Origin of the sequence: Rhizobium sp. R635, from assembly GCF_002211285.1 — a bacterium.
Lineage (GTDB): Bacteria > Pseudomonadota > Alphaproteobacteria > Rhizobiales > Rhizobiaceae > Rhizobium.
On sequence record NZ_LOKX01000009.1, the window covers coordinates 24,566 to 42,129 of the forward strand.

Below are 17,564 nucleotides of genomic sequence, written 5' to 3' on the forward strand. Positions count from 1 at the left end.
CTGTCCCCAATGCTCAGTCCGGCTTCCCGGCAAACTTGTCCGTCGCCCGGATCAGCCGATCGAGAATGCCCGGCTCCGAATAGGCATGGCCGGCACCCTCGATGAGGTGGAATTCCGCCTTCGGCCAGACCCTATGCAGCAGCCAGGCATATTTCGCAGGGCAGGGCATGTCGTAGCGTCCATGCACGATCACGCCTGGAATATCCTTGAGCCTGCCGGCATCGCGGATCAATTGTCCCTCATCCATCCAGCCGGCATGGACGAAGAAATGGTTTTCGATCCGTGCGAAGGCATAGGCGAATTCCGGCTCTTCGAACTTGCCGCTGGTCGACGGTTCCGGCAGGAGCGTGATCGTTTCGCCTTCCCAGATGCTCCAGGCCTGCGCGGCTTCGAGGCGCACGTTCCTGTCCTCATGCGTCAGGCGGCGATGATAGGCATGCATCATCTCATGCCGCTCTTCCGGCGGGATTGGTGCGATGAAGCGCTCCCACTTGTCCGGGAACATTTCCGAGACGCCGAACTGATAGTACCAGTCGAGTTCGGCCTTCGTCAGCGTATAAATGCCGCGAAGGATGAGCTCGGAGACGCGCTCCGGATGCTTCTCGGCATAGGCGAGCGCCAGCGTCGAACCCCAGGAGCCGCCGAAGACCTGCCATTTGTCGGCGCCGGCCATTTCGCGCAGCCGCTCGATATCGGCGACGAGGTGCCAGGTCGTATTGGCATTGAGCTCCGCATGCGGCGTCGACCTGCCGCAACCGCGCTGATCGAACAGCATGACGTCGTAGAGAGCGGGATCGAAAAGCCGGCGGTGAGCGGGCGAGATACCGCCGCCCGGGCCGCCATGCAGGAAGACGGCGGGCTTGGCGCCCGGGGTTCCCGAGCGCTCCCAATAGATCACATGACCGTCGTCGACATCGAGATGGCCGGAGGCATAGGGTTCGATTTCGGGATAGAGCGTGCGCAGTATTTCGGTCATATCTTCACGCCTTTCGCGGGCCAGACTGATGTATCGTGATCGGGATGCTGGAAGGAGATGATCGCCTCCTGCCGCGAGTAGAAATCCGGGTCCTTGTGAACAGGCGCGTCGAAGATCGTCTCGACCCAGGGCAGGCGGGCATCGTAATTGACCTGGATCTGCGGTGCGAGGTCACTGCGGTCGTCGAAGGTGCCGATCGCGAGCTCCAGCCCGCCCGGATGCCGGTAGGTCATCGGCGTGCCGCAGTTGCTGCAGAACCCGCGGTCGATATTGACCGAAGACTGGAAGTAGGCAGGCTCGCCGCGCGTCCATTCCATTCCTTCTTCTGGCGCCGTGACGAGCGCGGAGAAGAAGCCGCCGAACTGTTTCTGGCACATGCGGCAATGGCAGATCGAGGGTCGCCCCAACTCGCCTGATATGCGGAAGCGCACGGCGCCGCACTGGCATCCGCCTGTTCTGATCTTATCCGTCATGGGTTTCTCCGAGTGGCCAGCTTTTCGTATCGTAGTCGGGATGCTGATGATTGCTTGCCGCGATTGCGTCTTCGCGGTCGGGCGTTTCAGGCTCTGGTTCCACCGGCAGGCCGTCGATCGCGTGAAACCAGGGCATCTTGCGGCCGGTATTCGATTGCATCACGGGCTTGACCGCATCGGGCTCGTCGAGCGAGCCGAGCGCGATGTTGATGAAGTCAGCATCGGGAATATCGTAGAAGAGCGGCGTGCCGCAATCGCCGCAGAAGCCGCGCCGCACGAGATCGGAGGAGCGGAACCATTTCGGTTCGCTACGCGTCAGTTCGAAATCCTGACGCTTGGCCGCTGCCAGCGGCAGGAAGTAGTTGCCGGCCGCTTTCTGGCACATGCGGCAGTGGCAGATGTGGGGATAGCCGAGTTCGCCGCGTGCGCGATAACGAACCGCGCCGCACTGGCATCCGCCGGTATGTTCCGCCGTGTTCGTCAAGCGCGATCCTCCGGCGGCCAGACCGATGTATCGTGGTCCGGATGCTGATAGGAAATAAGCTCATGCAGGAAAGAGCCTGCCGTCAGATCCGCCTCGGTCCGCTCTCCAGGCAGTTCATGCAGATGATCGACGAAGCCGATCTTGCCTTCCACGCCCCACTGGATGGTCGGCGGCAGCTGCGACGGATCGTCGAATGCACCCGCGGCCACCGCCATCCCATCCGGCGCTTCATAGGTCAGCGGCGTGCCACAATCGCCACAGAAACCGCGCTCGACGAAATTGGAGGAACGGAAGGTCTTGCGTGTTCCCCGCGTCCATTCGAACTCCATGCCGCGCACGGAAACCAGCGGCGCATAATAGGCGCCGAACGCCTTCTGACACATGCGGCAATGACAGATCGACGAATCCGGCGGCGTACCCCGCGCCCGAAACCGGATCGCCCCGCACTGGCAGCCGCCGGTGTAGACAGTCATCGATTTTTCCTCCGCTGGGCTTCAGAGCTAAAAGCCAAGACCCCTCCCAACCCTCCCCACAAGGGGGAGGGCTCCCTCGTGGCGCCGTCTTCGCTTCCGCTTCGAATGTTTGTGGTCGCGGTGAGGTCGTTTCGGAGCAGCGCGGCACCGTAGCCCCTCCCCCTTGTGGGGAGGGGTTGGGGAGGGGCCTTATTCCAAGACGGCGCTCTCACCGCTTGACCTCCCACGTCGTCACACGCTCGCCCGTTGCCGCATCCTTGCCGTCCTTTAGCTGGATGCCCTTTGCCGTCAATTCGTCGCGGATCTTGTCGGCTTCTGCGAAGTTCTTCGCCTTCAGCATTTTCAGACGCATGGCGACCAGCGCATCGACCGCCGCAGCGACGGCTTCGTCGATCTCCGTCTTCTTGGGCATCACGCCGAGTAGCGCCGCACTTGCGGCGAAGACGGCGTCGTTGCCGGCTTGCGCCAGCGCATGCAGCGCCTGCACCGCCGCCACCGTGTTGAGGTCGTCGGCAAGCGCATTCAGCACGCTGTCATCGGGTGCGGCATCGCCGGCTTCGGCCACCGGCCATTTGGCGAGCAGGCGTTCGGCCTCTTCCAGCCGCTTGATCGAGAAATCGATCGGCTCGCGGTAATGCGTCATCAGCATGGCAAGACGCAGCACTTCGCCCGGCCATTTGCGGCCGCCGAAGGTCTCCGTGTGCAGCAGATCGTGGATGGTGACGAAATTGCCTTCGGACTTCGACATCTTCCGGCCTTCGACCTGCACGAAGCCGTTGTGCATCCAGACATTCGCCATCACCTCGGTGCCGTGGGCGCAACGCGACTGGGCGATCTCGTTTTCATGATGCGGGAAGATCAGGTCCAGACCGCCGCCGTGAATGTCGAAGACATCGCCGAGATAGCGCCGGCTCATCGCGGAGCACTCGATATGCCAGCCGGGCCGGCCGCGGCCCCAGGGGCTCTCCCAGCCGGGTTCGTTATGGCTCGACAGTTTCCAGAGCACGAAATCCCCGGGGCTCTTCTTGTGCGCATCGACGGCGACGCGGGCGCCTGCCTGCTGCTCGTCGAGCGGGCGCTTCGAAAGCTGGCCGTAATCCGCCATGGACTTGGTGTCGAACAGCACTTCGCCGGCTGCGACATAGGCATGGCCGTTGCGGATCAGCTTCTCGATGATCTCGGTCATCTCTTTGATATTGTCGGTGGCGCGGGGCTCGAAGCTCGGCTCGAGGCAGCCGAGTTCGGCGACATCGGCGTGAAACTGCGTCTCGGTCTTTTCCGTCACCGCCCGGATCGCTTCGTTGAGCGGCAGGCCGGGATGATCTCTCAGCGCCCGCGCATTGATCTTGTCGTCGACGTCGGTGATGTTGCGGGCATAGGTGACGTGGTTTTCGCCATAGACATGGCGCAGCAGCCGGAACAGCACGTCGAAGACGATGACCGGCCGGGCATTGCCGATATGGGCGAAATCATAGACCGTCGGGCCGCACACATACATGCGGACGTTCTCGGCATCGATCGGCGCAAAGACCGATTTCTCCCGCGTCAGCGTGTTGTACAGCTTCAGTTCCGGCGTGCCGCCCATTTCACTCTCCCAAAATGCACAAAGCAGAAAAGACCGCTGCCGGCAGGCCGGGGCGTTTCGCATCTTGGACATTTGGGAGACGAAAACGGCCAGGCCAGCTTTAGGCTAGCGAATAATTTTCCGGCAAATAATGCAGGTAACCGTTTTCATGCGGAAGGTTATGGCTTGGGTGATAAAAAAGGTCAAGGGTTAGAACTTCCTGAGATTGTCGTTGTCAGGGACCTGAAAATTTTGAGAGAAGAGGGAGTGCATAGGGCGCGTCCACGCAGTTGTGCGCGGCGCGAAGATCTTGTTCAGGGGCTATGAATGTTTGGCTTGTTTAGAAAAGGTTCCAAGAGGACGGTTGTTGTCGCCACGCTTAATGCCCGCCTTCAACCTATGGATAGGGGCGAGCTGGAAGATGCTTTTGATGCTTTTATGGCAGAGAAAAAGCACGGTATGCGGGTTGTCGGAGGCGGCACGCTGCAGGCGGCAAGTGGTGAGATTGAGAAATGCGACATCGAGATCGAGGTCGATAATCCCACAGATGCCAGACTGACGCTTTTGACCGAAGTTTTGGAATCGATGCTGGCTCCAGCTGGATCGATCTTACAGATACCAGATCAGCGGCGGAGCATCAATTTTGGACGGCAACATGGGCTCGCGGTTTACGTGAACGGCACGGAATTGCCGGCTTCTGTCTATGAAGAGTGCGATATCAATCACGTGTTGGCCGAGTTCTCACGGCTTCTGGGCGTCGCCGGAGTCGTTGCCAGCAATTGGCAGGGACCGCAGGATACAGCGCTCTACATTTACGGCCGGGATTTCGAGACGATGTTATCGCACCTTAAGCCGTTTATCGAAAGCTACCCACTGCTAGAACGCTGCCGGATCGAGAGGATCGCCTGAAACGATCGGTACTTGCGGCAAGGTCACCCCGGCAACCGGTAATCCACCAGTTTGTTCTCGCGCACGATGAAGAGCTTGCCCGTCTCCGTCACACCCGGGCCGAGTAAAGGCGAGATAGCCTTCGCCACTTCGGAAGGATGCGGCAGCGTCGCCGGATCTTCGCCGGGAACGGCCTGCGCGCGCATCGCCGTGCGCGTGGCGCCGGGATCGACGCTGGTGATGCGCAGCGGCGTCGATTGTGTTTCGCCGGCCCAGGTGCGGGCTAGCGCCTCGACGGCAGCCTTTGAAGCCGAATAGGCGCCCCAGAAGGGACGGCACTTATGCGCGGCGCCGGAGGACAGGATGACAGCGCGGCCGGCATCCGAGCGGGTCAGCAGCGGATCGACCGAGCGGATCAGCCGCCATGTGGCGGTGACGTTGATGTTCATGACCTTTTCGAAGACCTTCGCTTCGATATGGCCGATCGGCGAGATGACGCCGAGCACGCCGGCATTGGCGACGAGGATGTCGAGCTTGCCCCAGCGCTCGAAGATCGAACCACCGAGACGGTCGATCGCTTCCATGTCGGCGAGATCGAAGGGGACGAGAGTGGCCGAACCGCCGACGGCCTTGATCGCATCGTCGAGATCCTCGAGCCCGCCGACCGTGCGGGCGCAGGCAATCACATGCGCGCCGGCTTTCGCCAGTTCCAGCGCCGTGAAATAGCCGATGCCGCGCGATGCACCGGTGACGAGTGCGATCCTGCCTTCAAGATTGATGTTCATCTGCCCGGGTTCCGGATGTGCTTGAAAAGGTAAGGGGCGCAATAGGCGCCCCAGATTGGAAAGTCAAAACGGAAGGGCTCAGCCGTTGCTGGCAAGCATGGAAATCTTATTGCCCATGGACTCGCCGTTCTTGTCGAGCAGGCGGGTCGGATAGTCGCCGGTGAAATAGTGGTCGGTGAACTGCGGGCGTGCATTGTTGCGATCCTCGCCGCCGACGGCGCGATAGAGGCCGTTGATCGACAGGAAGGCGAGCGAATCCGCGCCGATGTATTTCGCCATGGCTTCGACATCTGCATACTGGTTTGCCAGCAACTTGTCGGCGTCGGGCGTGTCGATGCCGTAGAAGTCGGGGAAGAAGATCATCGGGCTGGCGACGCGGATGTGAACTTCGCGGGCACCGGCTTCACGGATCATCTGCACTATTTTCAGCGAGGTTGTGCCGCGCACGATGGAATCGTCGACCAGCACCACGCGCTTGCCTTCGATCATCGCCCGGTTGGCCGAATGTTTCAGCTTCACGCCGAAGGCGCGAATCTGCTGTGTCGGTTCGATGAAGGTGCGGCCGACATAATGGTTGCGGATGATGCCGTATTCGAAGGGAATGCCGCTTTCCTGCGCATAGCCGAGGGCTGCCGGTGTGCCGCCGTCCGGCACCGGTACGACGACATCGGCATTGACAGGCGATTCCTTGGCGAGGTTCATGCCCATGTTCTTGCGCGTCGTGTAGACGTTGCGGCCGCCGACAACAGAGTCCGGACGGGCGAAATAGACATATTCGAACAAGCAGAGGCGTTCCGGCTGCGGCTTGCTCGGCTTGCGCGCATCGACGCTAATCGAGCCGTCCGGCTGGATTTCGCAGATGATGACTTCGCCGTTTTCGACGTCGCGGATGAACTTGGCGCCGATGATGTCGAGCGCGCAGGTTTCCGAGCAGAAGATCGGCTTGCCGTCCAGTTCGCCCATCACGAGCGGCCGGATGCCGGTGGGGTCACGCGCGGCGATCAGCTTGGTGCGCGTCATGGCGAGCATGGAATAGCCGCCTTCCATCTGGCGGATGGCGTCTATGAAGCGGTCGGCCGTGGACGTATGGCGGGAGCGGGCGATCAGGTGAAGGACGACTTCGGTATCGGAGGTCGACTGACAGATGGCGCCGGTCGCGATGATCTGGCGGCGCAGCGTCAGGCCGTTGGTGAAGTTGCCGTTATGGGCGACGGCGATGCCGCCTTCCTCGAGTTCGGCAAAGAGCGGCTGCACGTTGCGCATCGCCACTTCGCCCGTCGTCGAGTAGCGCGTATGGCCGATCGATATGCTGCCTGGCAGTCGGGCGAGGGTCATCGGATTGGTGTAATGGTCGCCGACGAGGCCCATATGGCGCTCCTGATAGAAGCGCTTGCCGTCGAAGGAGACGATGCCAGCTGCTTCTTGCCCGCGATGCTGCAGGGCATGCAGGCCGAGGGCCGTCAGCGCCGCGGCATCGGGGTGTCCCAGAATTCCGAAAACGCCGCACTCTTCATGCAGCGTATCTCCGTCGAGCGGATCGTCGGTCGGGAAGGAATGGGACTGGTTCATTTCTGCGGGCCTTTGCTCTCACAAGAATGGATCGGCATTACCAATAGCATGATACCGGAAATCTTGCAGGTTTCCGATAACTTCATGCTGAACGACATCTGCTTTCAGAGCCCGCTCGCCGGCTCTGAAACGGCTTAGGTCCGGCGGAGCTGGAACGCCCGGCCGGACCCTTATTTCACGTCCCGCTCAAATGGCAATTGCCGCAAGGCGAGTCAAGCTGCTGAACACTGTGTCAATTCGCCGGCTGCTGTGCGCCGCCGTCTGCGGGCGCTGCCGGTGCGTCCTCCGCCGGAGCCTGGTCGGTCGTCGGCGGATTGGCGCCTTCAGTGCCCTGTGCCTGCGGCTGGAACTTATCGCGGATGCTCTCGGGTATAGCCTCGGCGATTTGTTCCGGCAGAACCGACTTCAGCTTCACGACCATCGAATCCAGGAAGGGCTTCGACTTCGCTTCATTGACCCAGGCCGGGCGGTGATCGGCATCGACGAGCCAGTTCCAGAAGGCGACGGCAACGACCAGAAGCAGCACGCCGCGGGCGGCGCCGAACAGGAAACCCAGCGTGCGGTCGAGCGCGCCGATGCGGCTGTCGATAATGAAATCGGCGATCTTCATCGTGATGAAGGAGATGACGATGAGCGCGATGAGGAAGACGACCGCTGCCGAGCCGATGATCGCGATACGGTCGTCATCGGTATATTTCTTCGCGTAGGGCAGCAGGTAGGGGTAGAGGTAGTAGGCGGCGGCGGCAGAGCCGCCCCAGCTCGCGATCGAAAGGATCTCACGCGAAAAGCCGCGGACCATCGCCAGCACGGCGGAGAAGAGCACGACGCCGATGACAATACCGTCGAAAATCGTAATGGGCATGTAAATTCAACTCCAGGACTGCCGCTTGGCGGCCGTGTCGCGCCTTATCGTGTGCCTCCTATATCATTACCAATCTTGGCAATGAAAGGATCAAACCTCGTCTTCCACACGCAACGCCCCCTTCGATCCGGCGATGCGCGCGACCAGGTCCGGCAGGCTTTCCACCTCGCTCCAGCGCCCGCCCGAATTCTTCGGCAGTTCGGCTGAGGCGGACGGAAGCAGTGCTGCGGAAAAGCCCAGCTTCTCGGCTTCCTTGAGGCGCTGGGCGGTGTGCGCAACCGGCCGGATGGCGCCCGACAGGCTGACTTCGCCGAAATAGACGCAATCGGCAGGAAGGGCAATACCGGCAAGCGAGGAAACGAGCGCCGAAGCGACGGCGAGATCGGCCGCCGGTTCGGAGATGCGGTAGCCGCCGGCGACGTTGAGATAGACGTCGTGCTGACCGAGCCGGACGCCGCAATGCGCTTCCAGCACGGCGAGGATCATCGACAGCCGGGCCGAATCCCAGCCGACCACGGCGCGCCGCGGCGTACCGAGCGAGGTCGGCGCCACCAGCGCCTGCACCTCGACGAGCACGGGGCGCGTGCCTTCCATGCCGGCAAAGACGGCAGCGCCCGGCGATTTTTCGTTGCGTTCGCCGAGGAAGAGCTCGGAAGGATTGGCAACCTCGCGCAGGCCCCTGTCGGACATTTCGAAAACGCCGATCTCGTCGGTCGGGCCGAAACGGTTCTTGACCGTGCGCAGGATGCGGTAGTGGTGGCCGCGATCGCCTTCGAAATAGAGCACGGCATCGACCATGTGCTCGACCACACGCGGCCCGGCGATCTGGCCGTCCTTGGTCACATGCCCGACGAGCACCATGGCGGCCCCCGTCTGCTTGGCGAAACGGATCATCGATTGCACACCGGTGCGCACCTGCGTCACCGTTCCCGGCGCGGATTCGGCGAGTTCGCTCCATAGCGTCTGGATCGAATCGATAATGACGAGGTCCGGCCGCTTGCCTTCTGCGAGCGTCGCCAGAATATCCTCGACATTGGTTTCGGCGGCCAGCATCACGTCGGTATCGGCTGCCGCAAGACGCTGCGCCCGCAGCCGGACCTGCGCCACGGCTTCTTCGCCGGAGACATAGATGATCTTGTGGCCGCGCCGGGCAAGGGCGGCAGCAGCCTGCATCAGCAGCGTCGATTTGCCGATACCGGGATCGCCGCCGATCAGCACGGCCGAGCCGCGCACGAAGCCGCCGCCGAGCGCCCGGTCGAGCTCCGACATGGCGGTGTGGATGCGCGGAGCTTCCTCGATCTCACCGGACAGAGCCGTCAGCGCGACCGGCCGGCCCTTCTTCGGCGTCTTGCCGGGACCGGCGCCGATCCCGCCCATCGGGTCTTCTTCGACGATGGTGTTCCACTCGCCGCAACCATCGCATTTGCCGGCCCAGCGATTATGGACCGCGCCGCAATTCTGGCAGATGAACTGTGTCCTGGCCTTCGCCATCAATGACTGCTTTCGATAAAATCTTCAGGTGAGGTGTCTTCCCGCCGGTGAGGCGCTTGGCGGCAGGGAATCATCCCTAGCGTAGTAGGGACGTTAGATCGTCGACGGTCTTGCGGGAAGGGGCAGGAGGCGGGAGCTAATGACTGGTCTTGTCGTCATGGCGGACTCCTTTGCTGGATATATAGCAATCCGCCGAGCATATTCCTACTCCTCGGCCACATAGCGCCGTTCGTGGCGCAGCCCCATGCTGGTCAGGATCTCGTATCCGATCGTGCCCGCCGCCCGCGCCACGTCGTCCAGAGCCATGTTCTTTCCGAACAGCTCGACATAATCGCCGGCGCGCACGGCGTTTTCCGGCACATCGGTGATGTCGAAGATCGTCAGGTCCATGGTGATCCGACCGGCGACCGGGACTTTGTACCCGGCAATGAAGCCTTGCCCGCCTTGCGGCACGGTCTGGCGCAGCGGCACGCCGCCGCTCGACTGGCTGCGCATATAACCATCGGCATAACCGGCAGACACGATCGCCAGCCGGCTTTTACGGTGCAGCTGGAGCGCCCGTCCATAGCTGACGGTCTCGCCGGCTTCGACGGTCCGCACCTGGATGATGCGCGCTTCCGCGGTGGCGACGGGCCGCATCGGGTTCGCCATGCCGCTGACCGCCTCGCCGCCATAAAGCGAGATGCCGGGGCGGGTCAGGTCGAAGTGATAGTCTTCGCCGAGAAAGATGCCGGCCGAGGCGGCAAGACTTGAATCGATGCCTTCATAGGCGGCGCTAACCATGCGGAATGATTCGAGCTGGCGCAGGTTCATCGCATGAGTGGGATCGTCGCCGCAGGCGAGGTGACTCATGATCAGCACCGGCGCGAAACTTGCCGGCCGCGAGACGTCGTCGGCGAGAGCCAGCGCATCGTCGATGTGCAATCCCAGCCGGTTGAAGCCGGTATCGACATGCAGTGCGCAGGGGTAATCGCCATAGTCGGCAAGCACTGCCATCCAGAAGGCGAGCTGCTCGTCGGAGGAAATCACCGGCACCAGATCGTTTTCGAAGAAGCGCCGTTCCGTTCCCGGCCATATGCCCGAGAGCACGAAGATGCGCGCTTCCGGCGCATAGAGACGCAGTGTCACGCCCTCATCGACGGTCGCGACGAAGAAATCCCGGGCGCCCGCCAGATAGAGCGTTTCACCGGCATCCTCGATGCCCATGCCATAGGCATCCGCCTTGATGACGGCCGCGGCGCGCGCCGCACCCGAGCGGCGCGCCATGTCGCGCCAGTTCTCCGTCAGGGCCGTCAGGTCGACGGTCAGCCGCAGACCTGCGGAAGCGAAAGGATCGTCGTCTTCGAAGGGGAGTGGAAAATCTGTCATGAATCGCCGTGAAGAAATGAAAGGAAACTGTCTGAACCAGTCTAGAGAGCATTGCGGCTAAGGGAAAGCGCGGGCGGTCACATACCACTCTTTGCCTTTGTGCGATCACTTTTGTTCAAGACGCATAGAGGCTTCCGCGCTAATCTTGCCGGATGCAGAACGTATCGCAGAAAGAGGCGGCAGACGCCATGCCGCTTGCCAACGTGGAATCGGCCCGCTTCTGGCGGGATGGCCGCTTCCGCGACATGGAGTGCCTGAGCGCCACCTTTCTCACGCATGAATATGCGCCGCACGCGCACGATACGTTCAGCATCGGCGCGATAGAAAGCGGCACCCAGATCGCTACCCTCAGCGGCAGGCGGGAGGAAACCGGGCCGGGCGACCTTTATCTCATCGATCCCGGCGTCGTTCATGACGGCACGCCGGGCGGCGAGGGCTATCGCTACCGCATGATCTATCCCGACACGAAGCTGTTCGTCGATATTTTGGAGGATGTCACCGGCAAGGCCTTTCACGCGACGCCGTCTTTCTCCGGTGCTCTTCCACGTGATCCGCAGCTCGCCAATGCCTTTCATGCCGCCCACCGCACGCTCGAAACGGGCGCGGGCGCGCTGGAAGCCGATGAAAGCATGTTCTCGGTGCTGGCGGCGATCTTTGCGCGCCACGGCAGCGCCATCATCGTTCCTGTCGACACGCAGGAACGGAGCGCGGTCGCCCGCGCCCGCGAATATCTGATCGAGAATTTCGACAGCGATGTCGGCCTGGAGGAATTGGCCGGCGTGGCGGGTTTGAGCCGCGCTCATCTCATCCGGGCCTTCCGCAAGGAATATCACATCACCCCGCATGCCTTCCTGACCGATCGGCGCGTGCAGGTGGCCCGCCGGCTGCTGCGGCAGGGGCGCATGCCGGCCGATATCGCGCTCGAATGCGGTTTTGCCGATCAGGCGCATTTCACCCGGCATTTCAAGGCGCGCACGGGCGTGACGCCCGGCCAGTTCCGCACAGGCTGATCACTTTCGTTCAATACGGTCGTTTCGGGCTGGGCTACTGCTCCGCGATCTCAATGAGGAGGTTGCCATGTTGCAGCACAGCCGGCCATCCAGCGGATTTCTTGGCGGCGAATTTATCGCCGGAATGCGCGCCATTTTTCCACTTGTCGTCGCTGTCTTGCCGATCGGCCTCGTTTTCGGCGCGGTTGCCGCCACCAAGGGCCTTTCTCCGCTGGAAACGACGCTGATGAGCGCACTTGTCTTCGCAGGCGGTTCGCAATTCGTGGCAATGGACATCTGGGCGCATCCGGCAAGCTGGATCGGTATTGGCTTCGCGGCTCTGCTGGTCAATATCCGCCACGTGCTGATGAGCGCGTCGATCGGCACGAAGATGCAATCCTTCTCCGGCATCAAACGCTATATCGCCATGCTCTTCCTCGCCGATGAGCTCTGGGCGATGGCGGAATTCCGCGCCGGCAGCACGCGGCTGACGCCCGCCTGGTATGCCGGCATCGTCACGCCCTTCTACCTCACCTGGGTGGGCTCTTCGCTGATGGGCGCACTGCTCGGCGCCTTTCTCGGCAATCCGGCCGTCATCGGCCTCGACTTCGCCTTTCCGGCTGTCTTTGTCGTGCTCGTCATGGGGTTCTGGAAGGGGCCGGAAACCGGCGCCGTCCTTGCCGCAAGCGGTGCCGCCTCCGTCGCGGTCCACCACGTCGTCCCCGGCGTCTGGTATATCGCCGCCGGTGCGCTGGCCGGGCTGGCAATGGCCCTCTGGCAGGGCAGGGCGCGGGAGCAGGCGGCATGACGCTCGACCTCAACACCCTTATCGCCATCCTCGCGATGGCTGCCGCAACGGTCTTCACCCGCGTCAGCGGCCTCGTGCTGATCCGTCATGTCGAGATGGATGAGCGCCGGAAAACGGCGATCGAGGCCATTCCGCCGGCCGTGCTGATGGCCGTCATCGCCCCGACCGCCTTTACGGCCGGTTGGGCGGAGACGCTGGCCTGCGCGGTCACCGCAATCGCCGCACGCCGCCTGCCGATGCTTGTGAGCGTCGTGGTTGGTGTGGCGACGGTCGCCCTGCTGCGGGCCGTTGGGCTCTAAAAGAAATTGACGCGGGAAAACCGCGTCAATGTTCCTCGTACTGTATGAAGGAAGGATCGGCGAGATCGGCAAAGCGCGTGAACTCCGCCTGGAAGGCAAGCTTCACCGTGCCGGTCGGCCCGTGGCGCTGCTTGGCGATGATGACGTCGGCCGTGCCCTTCACCTTGTCGAACAGCGCTTCCCACTCCGGATATTTCGGGTCGTGGGGATCGCGGGGCTCCTGGTTCTTGACGTAATATTCCTCGCGGAACACGAAGAGCACGACGTCGGCGTCCTGCTCGATCGAGCCGGATTCGCGAAGGTCGGAGAGCTGCGGGCGCTTGTCGTCGCGGCTTTCGACTTGGCGCGAGAGCTGCGACAGCGCGATGATCGGAACGTTGAGTTCCTTGCCGAGCGCCTTCAGGCCGGTGGTGATCTGGGTGATTTCCTGGACGCGGTTGTCGCTTGATTTGCCCGAGCCGGTCATCAGCTGCACGTAGTCGACCACCAGCACGTCGAGGCCGCGCTGGCGCTTGAGGCGGCGCGCGCGCGCCGAAAGCTGGGCGATCGAAATGCCGCCGGTCTGGTCGATATAGAGCGGCACCTTCTGCATCATCATCGAGCAGGCGACGAGCTTTTCGAAATCGGCATCGTTGATGTCGCCGCGGCGGATCTTCGAGGAGGAGACTTCCGTCTGCTCGGAGATGATACGGGTGGCGAGCTGTTCGGACGACATTTCGAGCGAATAGAAGCCGACGACGCCGCCGTTCTTGGCCTTCGTGCTGCCGTCCGACTGTACTTCGCCTTCGAAGGCAGCGGCGATGTTATAGGCGATGTTGGTCGCAAGCGAGGTCTTGCCCATGCCGGGGCGTCCGGCGAGGATGATCAAGTCCGAACGCTGCAGGCCGCCCATCTTGGCGTCGAGCGAATGGATGCCGGTGGAGATGCCCGAAAGCCCGCCGTCGCGCTCCTTGGCGACGGCCGCCATGTCGATGGCGAGCGCCACGGCATCGTTGAAGGACTGGAAGCCGCCGTCATAGCGGCCGTTTTCGGCGAGCTCGAAGAGCCGGCGTTCGGTATCCTCGATCTGTGACTGCGGCGGCATGTCGAGCGGCGCATCATAGGCGATATTGACGACGTCCTCGCCGATGGTGATCAGCGCCCGCCGCAGCGCGAGGTCGTAGATCGCGCGGCCGTAGTCTTCGGCATTGATGACGGTGACCGCGTTGCTGACGAGGCTCGCCAGATATTGCGAAACGGTCATGTCGCCGACCTTCTCGTCGGCCTTCAGGAAGGTCTTGATCGTCACCGGATTGGCGATCTTGCCCATGCGGATGATGTCGCCGGCGACCTCGAAGATCTTCCGGTGCAGCGGTTCGTAGAGATGGATCGGCTTCAGGAAGTCCGACACCCGGTAATAGGCGTCGTTGTTCATCAGGATGGCACCCAGAAGCGCCTGCTCGGCTTCGATGTTGTTGGGTGCTTCGCGGTAATGCTGCTCCGAAGGAGCAACGGCTGCAATCTTTCGAGCGGCGTCGTTCATCATCATCCGTTCTGTCTTTTTCCAACTCCGGATTTGCAATTCCGGATGGAGAAAATCAAGGGGCTGCGAAAGGAGCGGGGCTCGTCTCGCCTAAATCCTGAACGCTGTGCCCATTGTTCGACTTCTCCACAGTCCCAGGCGCCACAAACGAGAAATACTGGCAGTGTCACCCGCAGGACACGGTACGGAGCCGACTCAGCTCACCCGTTCCGGAGAAGGATATGTTAGCGCGATGACACCGGGCACGCAGCAAAAACATCCGGACAATCCCCTGTTAAAAAGTGACCGGCGGCTGCGTGAACACCCGAATGAATGGAAACGAAAAAGCCCGGCGCGATGGCCGGGCTTTCCCTCTCGCGGATTGCTCCGGCGAAAATTATGCTTCGTCTTCGTCGAGGCCGTCGGCTTCCGGATCGAAGAAATCTTCCGGACGCAGTGCGTCTTCGTCAACGCCGTAGATCGCGTCGACCGAGGTGAGTTCTTCGCCCTTCGCCTGGCGCTCTGCCTCTTCGGCGGAACGGGCAACGTTCAGCTCGACGTTGATTTCGACTTCGGCATGCAGCTGCAGCTCGACCTTGTGCAGGCCGATCGACTTGATCGGCGTGTTGAGGTGAACCTGGTTGCGGCCGACGTTGAAGCCTTCTGCGGCAAGAATTTCGACGACGTCACGGGCAGCGACCGAGCCGTAGAGCTGGCCGGTTTCGCCAGCGGAGCGTACGACGATGAAGGACTTGCCGTCGAGGACGTCGGCGACCTTCTGGGCTTCCGACTTGCGCTCGAGGTTGCGGGCTTCGAGCGTTGCGCGCTCGGATTCGAAGCGGGCCTTGTTGGCGGCGTTGGCGCGCAGCGCCTTGCCGAGCGGCAGCAGGTAGTTACGGGCAAAGCCGTCGCGAACCTTTACAGTTTCGCCCATCTGGCCGAGCTTGGAGATGCGTTCGAGAAGAATGACGTCCATTTTCTTTTCCTTTCTTGTGTCTCAGATTTTCGTATCGGATTGTTTGGGGGCATCGGCATCTTTCGCCGGGGTCAGTGCGATCGCCTTGCGCGTATCGCTGAGACCCACGACCAGGATGAGGAGAGCTGGCAGCAGCATGAGCATCGAAGCCAGGTAGCAGAGGATGAGGGCCGGTATGCGCCAGTCCTTTCCACGCGTGCGGAAATGCAGCGAGGCGAAGCCGGAGAGCATGAAACCGGCGCCGAAGGCGCCGATCACGGTCGCGCCGACGAGCGCCGGAACGCCGCCGAAGAAGCAGGCCGCAAGCCCGGCCAGGAAGATGAAGATCGAATTGCGGTTCATGCGCAGCGACGAGGGAATATCCTCGCGCGGGCGAAGGCCCCGGCCGGATGCCGCGACGATGCGCACGGCGAAATAATAGGCGGCAAACAGCATGCTGACCCACATGCCGCCCTGCACGGCCGGCAGCATCAGCAGGATCAGCGATTTGGTCTGCGCGGTTGCCGCAGGATCGGGCATGAATTCCGGCTGCTGCTGTTTGACCGAAGTGATCAGCAGGTCGACGATCGGATCGGTGATATCAGGCCCATAGCCGATCATCACGCCGATGACGATGACGGCGATCGTCACCAGTCCGCAGAGATGGAGCAGGATATCGGAGAGCGGATACCAGGCGAGCAGATGATCGGGGCCGCCGAGTTCGGAGGCGGGGCGCGCGAGATTGGCGAGATGGCTGAGCCAGCCGGCCGGCAGCAGCGTCACCAGCGTCATGATGAGCGCGAAAGACGGGGAGATGAGGAGCGCACCGAGCGTCGCTCCCGTGACGACGGCCGAAATCGCGGCGGCATTGCCCCAGCCGAGCCCGACGATCAGGATCGGCAGCGCCGAGGCCGTGTATAGAATCGCGCTGAAAAACGACGGCTGCATGCTCGCGCCCAGCACCAGCAGGGCGGCGGTCAATCCGGCGAGTGCGCCGATCAGCAGCGTTCTAAGGTTCGGTCGTTTCAAGGTCGCTGTCCTGCTTCATCAAGCAGTTAGAGGATGTTGCTGAATCGAATTCAGAAACGTCTCAACATGGGTTTTAAGAGTTCCGATCCGCGCCCATCGCGGAAGGGAGAGGGAAGGCACGAATGCCTTCCCTTAAAGGTGAATGCGTCGGCCGATCAGGCGACGACGTAGGGCAGCAGGCCGAGGAAACGGGCGCGCTTGATCGCCTGGGCGAGTTCGCGCTGCTTCTTCTGGGAAACGGCCGTGATGCGGGACGGAACGATCTTGCCGCGCTCGGAAATGTAGCGCTGCAGCAGGCGAACGTCCTTGTAGTCGATCCGCGGAGCGTTTGCGCCGGAGAACGGGCAGGTCTTGCGGCGGCGATGGAACGGACGGCGGACCGGTGCGGAGGAAGCTTCAGACATTCTTATATCTCCTTATGCACGGTCTTCGCGCGGAGCGCGGTCCGGACGCGGGCCACGCTGGAAGTCGCCGTCACGGCGCGGCGGACGGTCGCCGAATTCGCGGCGCGGGCCACGGTCGCCACCTTCGCGCGGGCCGCGGTCGTCACGGTCGCGCTTCTGCAGCATGGCAGACGGGCCTTCTTCGTGCTTTTCGACGGCGATGGTCATGTAGCGAAGAACGTCTTCGCTGATGCGCATCTGGCGTTCCATTTCCTGGATCGCTGCTGCCGGTGCATCGATGTCCATCAGGGCGTAGTGCGCCTTGCGGTTCTTCTTGATGCGGTAGGTGAGGGACTTGAGGCCCCAGTTCTCGATACGCCCGACTTTACCGCCGTTAGCTTCGATCACACCCTTGTACTGTTCTACGAGGGCATCGACCTGCTGAGCGGAAATATCCTGCCGGGCAAGGAATACATGTTCATAAAGAGCCATGACAGCTTTGCCTTTCTTGCGTTTGGTTCAACCCGATATTCGGCGGCTAAGCCTCAACGACTGCTCCTGATTGGGCGGACCCAGGCAAGAAAAGCGTTTCCGAGACGGTCGAGAGCGGAGACACGGGAGGCTGGAACGCTTCCGTTCCGAACGATTTGCAAAATGCAAACCGGCC

19 protein-coding genes are annotated in these 17,564 nt (G+C 62.1%); 4 read left to right on the plus strand and 15 right to left on the minus strand.

What is annotated here, in order from left to right; all coding sequences use genetic code 11:
* Positions 1 to 13: 13 nt before the first annotated feature.
* From pip to cysS, 5 genes are all read right to left on the minus strand, one after another.
* Positions 14 to 976, minus strand: a complete 963-nt coding sequence (pip, locus tag ATY78_RS09020; RefSeq protein ID WP_088682006.1) for a prolyl aminopeptidase — start codon at positions 974 to 976, stop codon at positions 14 to 16.
* Entirely contained in the window at positions 973 to 1,449 is a 477-nt protein-coding gene (locus tag ATY78_RS09025) for a GFA family protein (RefSeq protein WP_088682007.1), read from the minus strand. The genes pip and ATY78_RS09025 overlap by 4 nt, the downstream gene beginning before the upstream one ends.
* Positions 1,439 to 1,933 (minus strand): GFA family protein, encoded by a 495-nt coding sequence (locus tag ATY78_RS09030; protein WP_088682008.1) that lies wholly within the window; start codon positions 1,931 to 1,933, stop codon positions 1,439 to 1,441. Before ATY78_RS09030 ends, ATY78_RS09025 begins: the two co-directional genes overlap by 11 nt.
* Entirely contained in the window at positions 1,930 to 2,406 is a 477-nt protein-coding gene (locus ATY78_RS09035) for a GFA family protein (protein WP_088682009.1), read from the minus strand. Before ATY78_RS09035 ends, ATY78_RS09030 begins: the two co-directional genes overlap by 4 nt.
* A 208-nt stretch (positions 2,407 to 2,614) precedes the next feature.
* Positions 2,615 to 3,991, minus strand: a complete 1,377-nt coding sequence (gene cysS, locus ATY78_RS09045; protein ID WP_088682011.1) for a cysteine--tRNA ligase — start codon at positions 3,989 to 3,991, stop codon at positions 2,615 to 2,617.
* A 306-nt stretch (positions 3,992 to 4,297) separates the two neighbouring features.
* Here cysS and ATY78_RS09050 point away from each other — a divergent pair, with 306 nt between their 5' ends.
* Positions 4,298 to 4,879, plus strand: coding sequence for a hypothetical protein (locus tag ATY78_RS09050; RefSeq protein ID WP_088682012.1), 582 nt, complete (start codon positions 4,298 to 4,300; stop codon positions 4,877 to 4,879).
* Between the two features lie 23 nt (positions 4,880 to 4,902).
* On the opposite strand, the gene ATY78_RS09055 is transcribed toward ATY78_RS09050, so the two are convergent.
* The 5 genes from ATY78_RS09055 to alr all read right to left on the minus strand — a co-directional run bounded on the left by ATY78_RS09055 (position 4,903) and on the right by alr (position 10,933).
* On the minus strand, positions 4,903 to 5,643 hold the full coding sequence (locus ATY78_RS09055; protein WP_088682013.1) for an SDR family NAD(P)-dependent oxidoreductase: 741 nt from the start codon (positions 5,641 to 5,643) through the stop codon (positions 4,903 to 4,905).
* Positions 5,644 to 5,721: 78 nt separating this feature from the next.
* On the minus strand, positions 5,722 to 7,212 hold the full coding sequence (purF, locus tag ATY78_RS09060) for an amidophosphoribosyltransferase (RefSeq protein WP_088682014.1): 1,491 nt from the start codon (positions 7,210 to 7,212) through the stop codon (positions 5,722 to 5,724).
* Between the two features lie 232 nt (positions 7,213 to 7,444).
* The gene (locus tag ATY78_RS09065; RefSeq protein WP_088682015.1) at positions 7,445 to 8,074 is read right to left on the minus strand and encodes a CvpA family protein; all 630 of its coding nucleotides are present in this window, start codon (positions 8,072 to 8,074) and stop codon (positions 7,445 to 7,447) included.
* Positions 8,075 to 8,164: 90 nt separating this feature from the next.
* The gene (gene radA / locus ATY78_RS09070; protein WP_088682016.1) at positions 8,165 to 9,565 is read right to left on the minus strand and encodes a DNA repair protein RadA; all 1,401 of its coding nucleotides are present in this window, start codon (positions 9,563 to 9,565) and stop codon (positions 8,165 to 8,167) included.
* 204 nt (positions 9,566 to 9,769) lie between these two features.
* Positions 9,770 to 10,933: an alanine racemase gene (alr, locus tag ATY78_RS09075; protein WP_088682017.1), complete on the minus strand. Its 1,164-nt coding sequence runs from the start codon at positions 10,931 to 10,933 to the stop codon at positions 9,770 to 9,772.
* Positions 10,934 to 11,121: 188 nt separating this feature from the next.
* On the opposite strand from alr, the gene ATY78_RS09080 reads away from it, so the two are divergent.
* The 3 genes from ATY78_RS09080 (at position 11,122) to ATY78_RS09090 (ending at position 13,029) form a co-directional block, all read left to right on the plus strand.
* Positions 11,122 to 11,943 (plus strand): AraC family transcriptional regulator, encoded by an 822-nt coding sequence (locus ATY78_RS09080; RefSeq protein WP_088682093.1) that lies wholly within the window; start codon positions 11,122 to 11,124, stop codon positions 11,941 to 11,943.
* Between the two features lie 67 nt (positions 11,944 to 12,010).
* Positions 12,011 to 12,730 carry an AzlC family ABC transporter permease gene (locus ATY78_RS09085; RefSeq protein WP_088682018.1) on the plus strand — a complete coding sequence of 240 codons (720 nt, stop codon included), beginning with the start codon at positions 12,011 to 12,013 and terminating at the stop codon, positions 12,728 to 12,730.
* Positions 12,727 to 13,029, plus strand: a complete 303-nt coding sequence (locus tag ATY78_RS09090) for an AzlD domain-containing protein (protein WP_088682019.1) — start codon at positions 12,727 to 12,729, stop codon at positions 13,027 to 13,029. The genes ATY78_RS09085 and ATY78_RS09090 overlap by 4 nt, the downstream gene beginning before the upstream one ends.
* A gap of 25 nt (positions 13,030 to 13,054) precedes the next feature.
* Here the strand turns inward: ATY78_RS09090 and ATY78_RS09095 are convergent, their stop codons facing one another.
* The 5 genes from ATY78_RS09095 to rpsF form a co-directional block, all read right to left on the minus strand.
* A complete protein-coding gene (locus ATY78_RS09095; protein WP_088682094.1) occupies positions 13,055 to 14,551 on the minus strand; it encodes a replicative DNA helicase in 1,497 nt (498 codons plus the stop codon).
* A 376-nt stretch (positions 14,552 to 14,927) separates the two neighbouring features.
* On the minus strand, positions 14,928 to 15,506 hold the full coding sequence (rplI, locus tag ATY78_RS09100; RefSeq protein WP_088682020.1) for a 50S ribosomal protein L9: 579 nt from the start codon (positions 15,504 to 15,506) through the stop codon (positions 14,928 to 14,930).
* A gap of 21 nt (positions 15,507 to 15,527) precedes the next feature.
* Positions 15,528 to 16,514, minus strand: a complete 987-nt coding sequence (locus ATY78_RS09105; RefSeq protein WP_088682021.1) for a DUF2232 domain-containing protein — start codon at positions 16,512 to 16,514, stop codon at positions 15,528 to 15,530.
* 155 nt (positions 16,515 to 16,669) lie between these two features.
* On the minus strand, positions 16,670 to 16,918 hold the full coding sequence (rpsR, locus tag ATY78_RS09110) for a 30S ribosomal protein S18 (protein ID WP_004680498.1): 249 nt from the start codon (positions 16,916 to 16,918) through the stop codon (positions 16,670 to 16,672).
* Positions 16,919 to 16,930: 12 nt separating this feature from the next.
* Positions 16,931 to 17,389, minus strand: coding sequence for a 30S ribosomal protein S6 (gene rpsF, locus ATY78_RS09115; RefSeq protein WP_004680499.1), 459 nt, complete (start codon positions 17,387 to 17,389; stop codon positions 16,931 to 16,933).
* Positions 17,390 to 17,564: the final 175 nt, after the last annotated feature.

Excerpts from the sequence above, each read along its gene's own strand:
- pip (WP_088682006.1), bottom strand. The coding sequence starts at position 976 with ATGACCGAAATACTGCGCACGCTCTATCCCGAAATCGAACCCTATGCC.
- ATY78_RS09025 (WP_088682007.1), bottom strand. The coding sequence starts at position 1,449 with ATGACGGATAAGATCAGAACAGGCGGATGCCAGTGCGGCGCCGTGCGC.
- ATY78_RS09035 (WP_088682009.1), bottom strand. The coding sequence starts at position 2,406 with ATGACTGTCTACACCGGCGGCTGCCAGTGCGGGGCGATCCGGTTTCGG.
- cysS (WP_088682011.1), bottom strand. The coding sequence starts at position 3,991 with ATGGGCGGCACGCCGGAACTGAAGCTGTACAACACGCTGACGCGGGAG.
- ATY78_RS09050 (WP_088682012.1), top strand. The coding sequence starts at position 4,298 with ATGTTTGGCTTGTTTAGAAAAGGTTCCAAGAGGACGGTTGTTGTCGCC.
- ATY78_RS09055 (WP_088682013.1), bottom strand. The coding sequence starts at position 5,643 with ATGAACATCAATCTTGAAGGCAGGATCGCACTCGTCACCGGTGCATCG.
- purF (WP_088682014.1), bottom strand. The coding sequence starts at position 7,212 with ATGAACCAGTCCCATTCCTTCCCGACCGACGATCCGCTCGACGGAGAT.
- ATY78_RS09065 (WP_088682015.1), bottom strand. The coding sequence starts at position 8,074 with ATGCCCATTACGATTTTCGACGGTATTGTCATCGGCGTCGTGCTCTTC.
- radA (WP_088682016.1), bottom strand. The coding sequence starts at position 9,565 with ATGGCGAAGGCCAGGACACAGTTCATCTGCCAGAATTGCGGCGCGGTC.
- alr (WP_088682017.1), bottom strand. The coding sequence starts at position 10,933 with ATGACAGATTTTCCACTCCCCTTCGAAGACGACGATCCTTTCGCTTCC.
- ATY78_RS09080 (WP_088682093.1), top strand. The coding sequence starts at position 11,122 with ATGCCGCTTGCCAACGTGGAATCGGCCCGCTTCTGGCGGGATGGCCGC.
- ATY78_RS09085 (WP_088682018.1), top strand. The coding sequence starts at position 12,011 with ATGTTGCAGCACAGCCGGCCATCCAGCGGATTTCTTGGCGGCGAATTT.
- ATY78_RS09090 (WP_088682019.1), top strand. The coding sequence starts at position 12,727 with ATGACGCTCGACCTCAACACCCTTATCGCCATCCTCGCGATGGCTGCC.
- ATY78_RS09095 (WP_088682094.1), bottom strand. The coding sequence starts at position 14,551 with ATGAACGACGCCGCTCGAAAGATTGCAGCCGTTGCTCCTTCGGAGCAG.
- rplI (WP_088682020.1), bottom strand. The coding sequence starts at position 15,506 with ATGGACGTCATTCTTCTCGAACGCATCTCCAAGCTCGGCCAGATGGGC.
- rpsR (WP_004680498.1), bottom strand. The coding sequence starts at position 16,918 with ATGTCTGAAGCTTCCTCCGCACCGGTCCGCCGTCCGTTCCATCGCCGC.
- rpsF (WP_004680499.1), bottom strand. The coding sequence starts at position 17,389 with ATGGCTCTTTATGAACATGTATTCCTTGCCCGGCAGGATATTTCCGCT.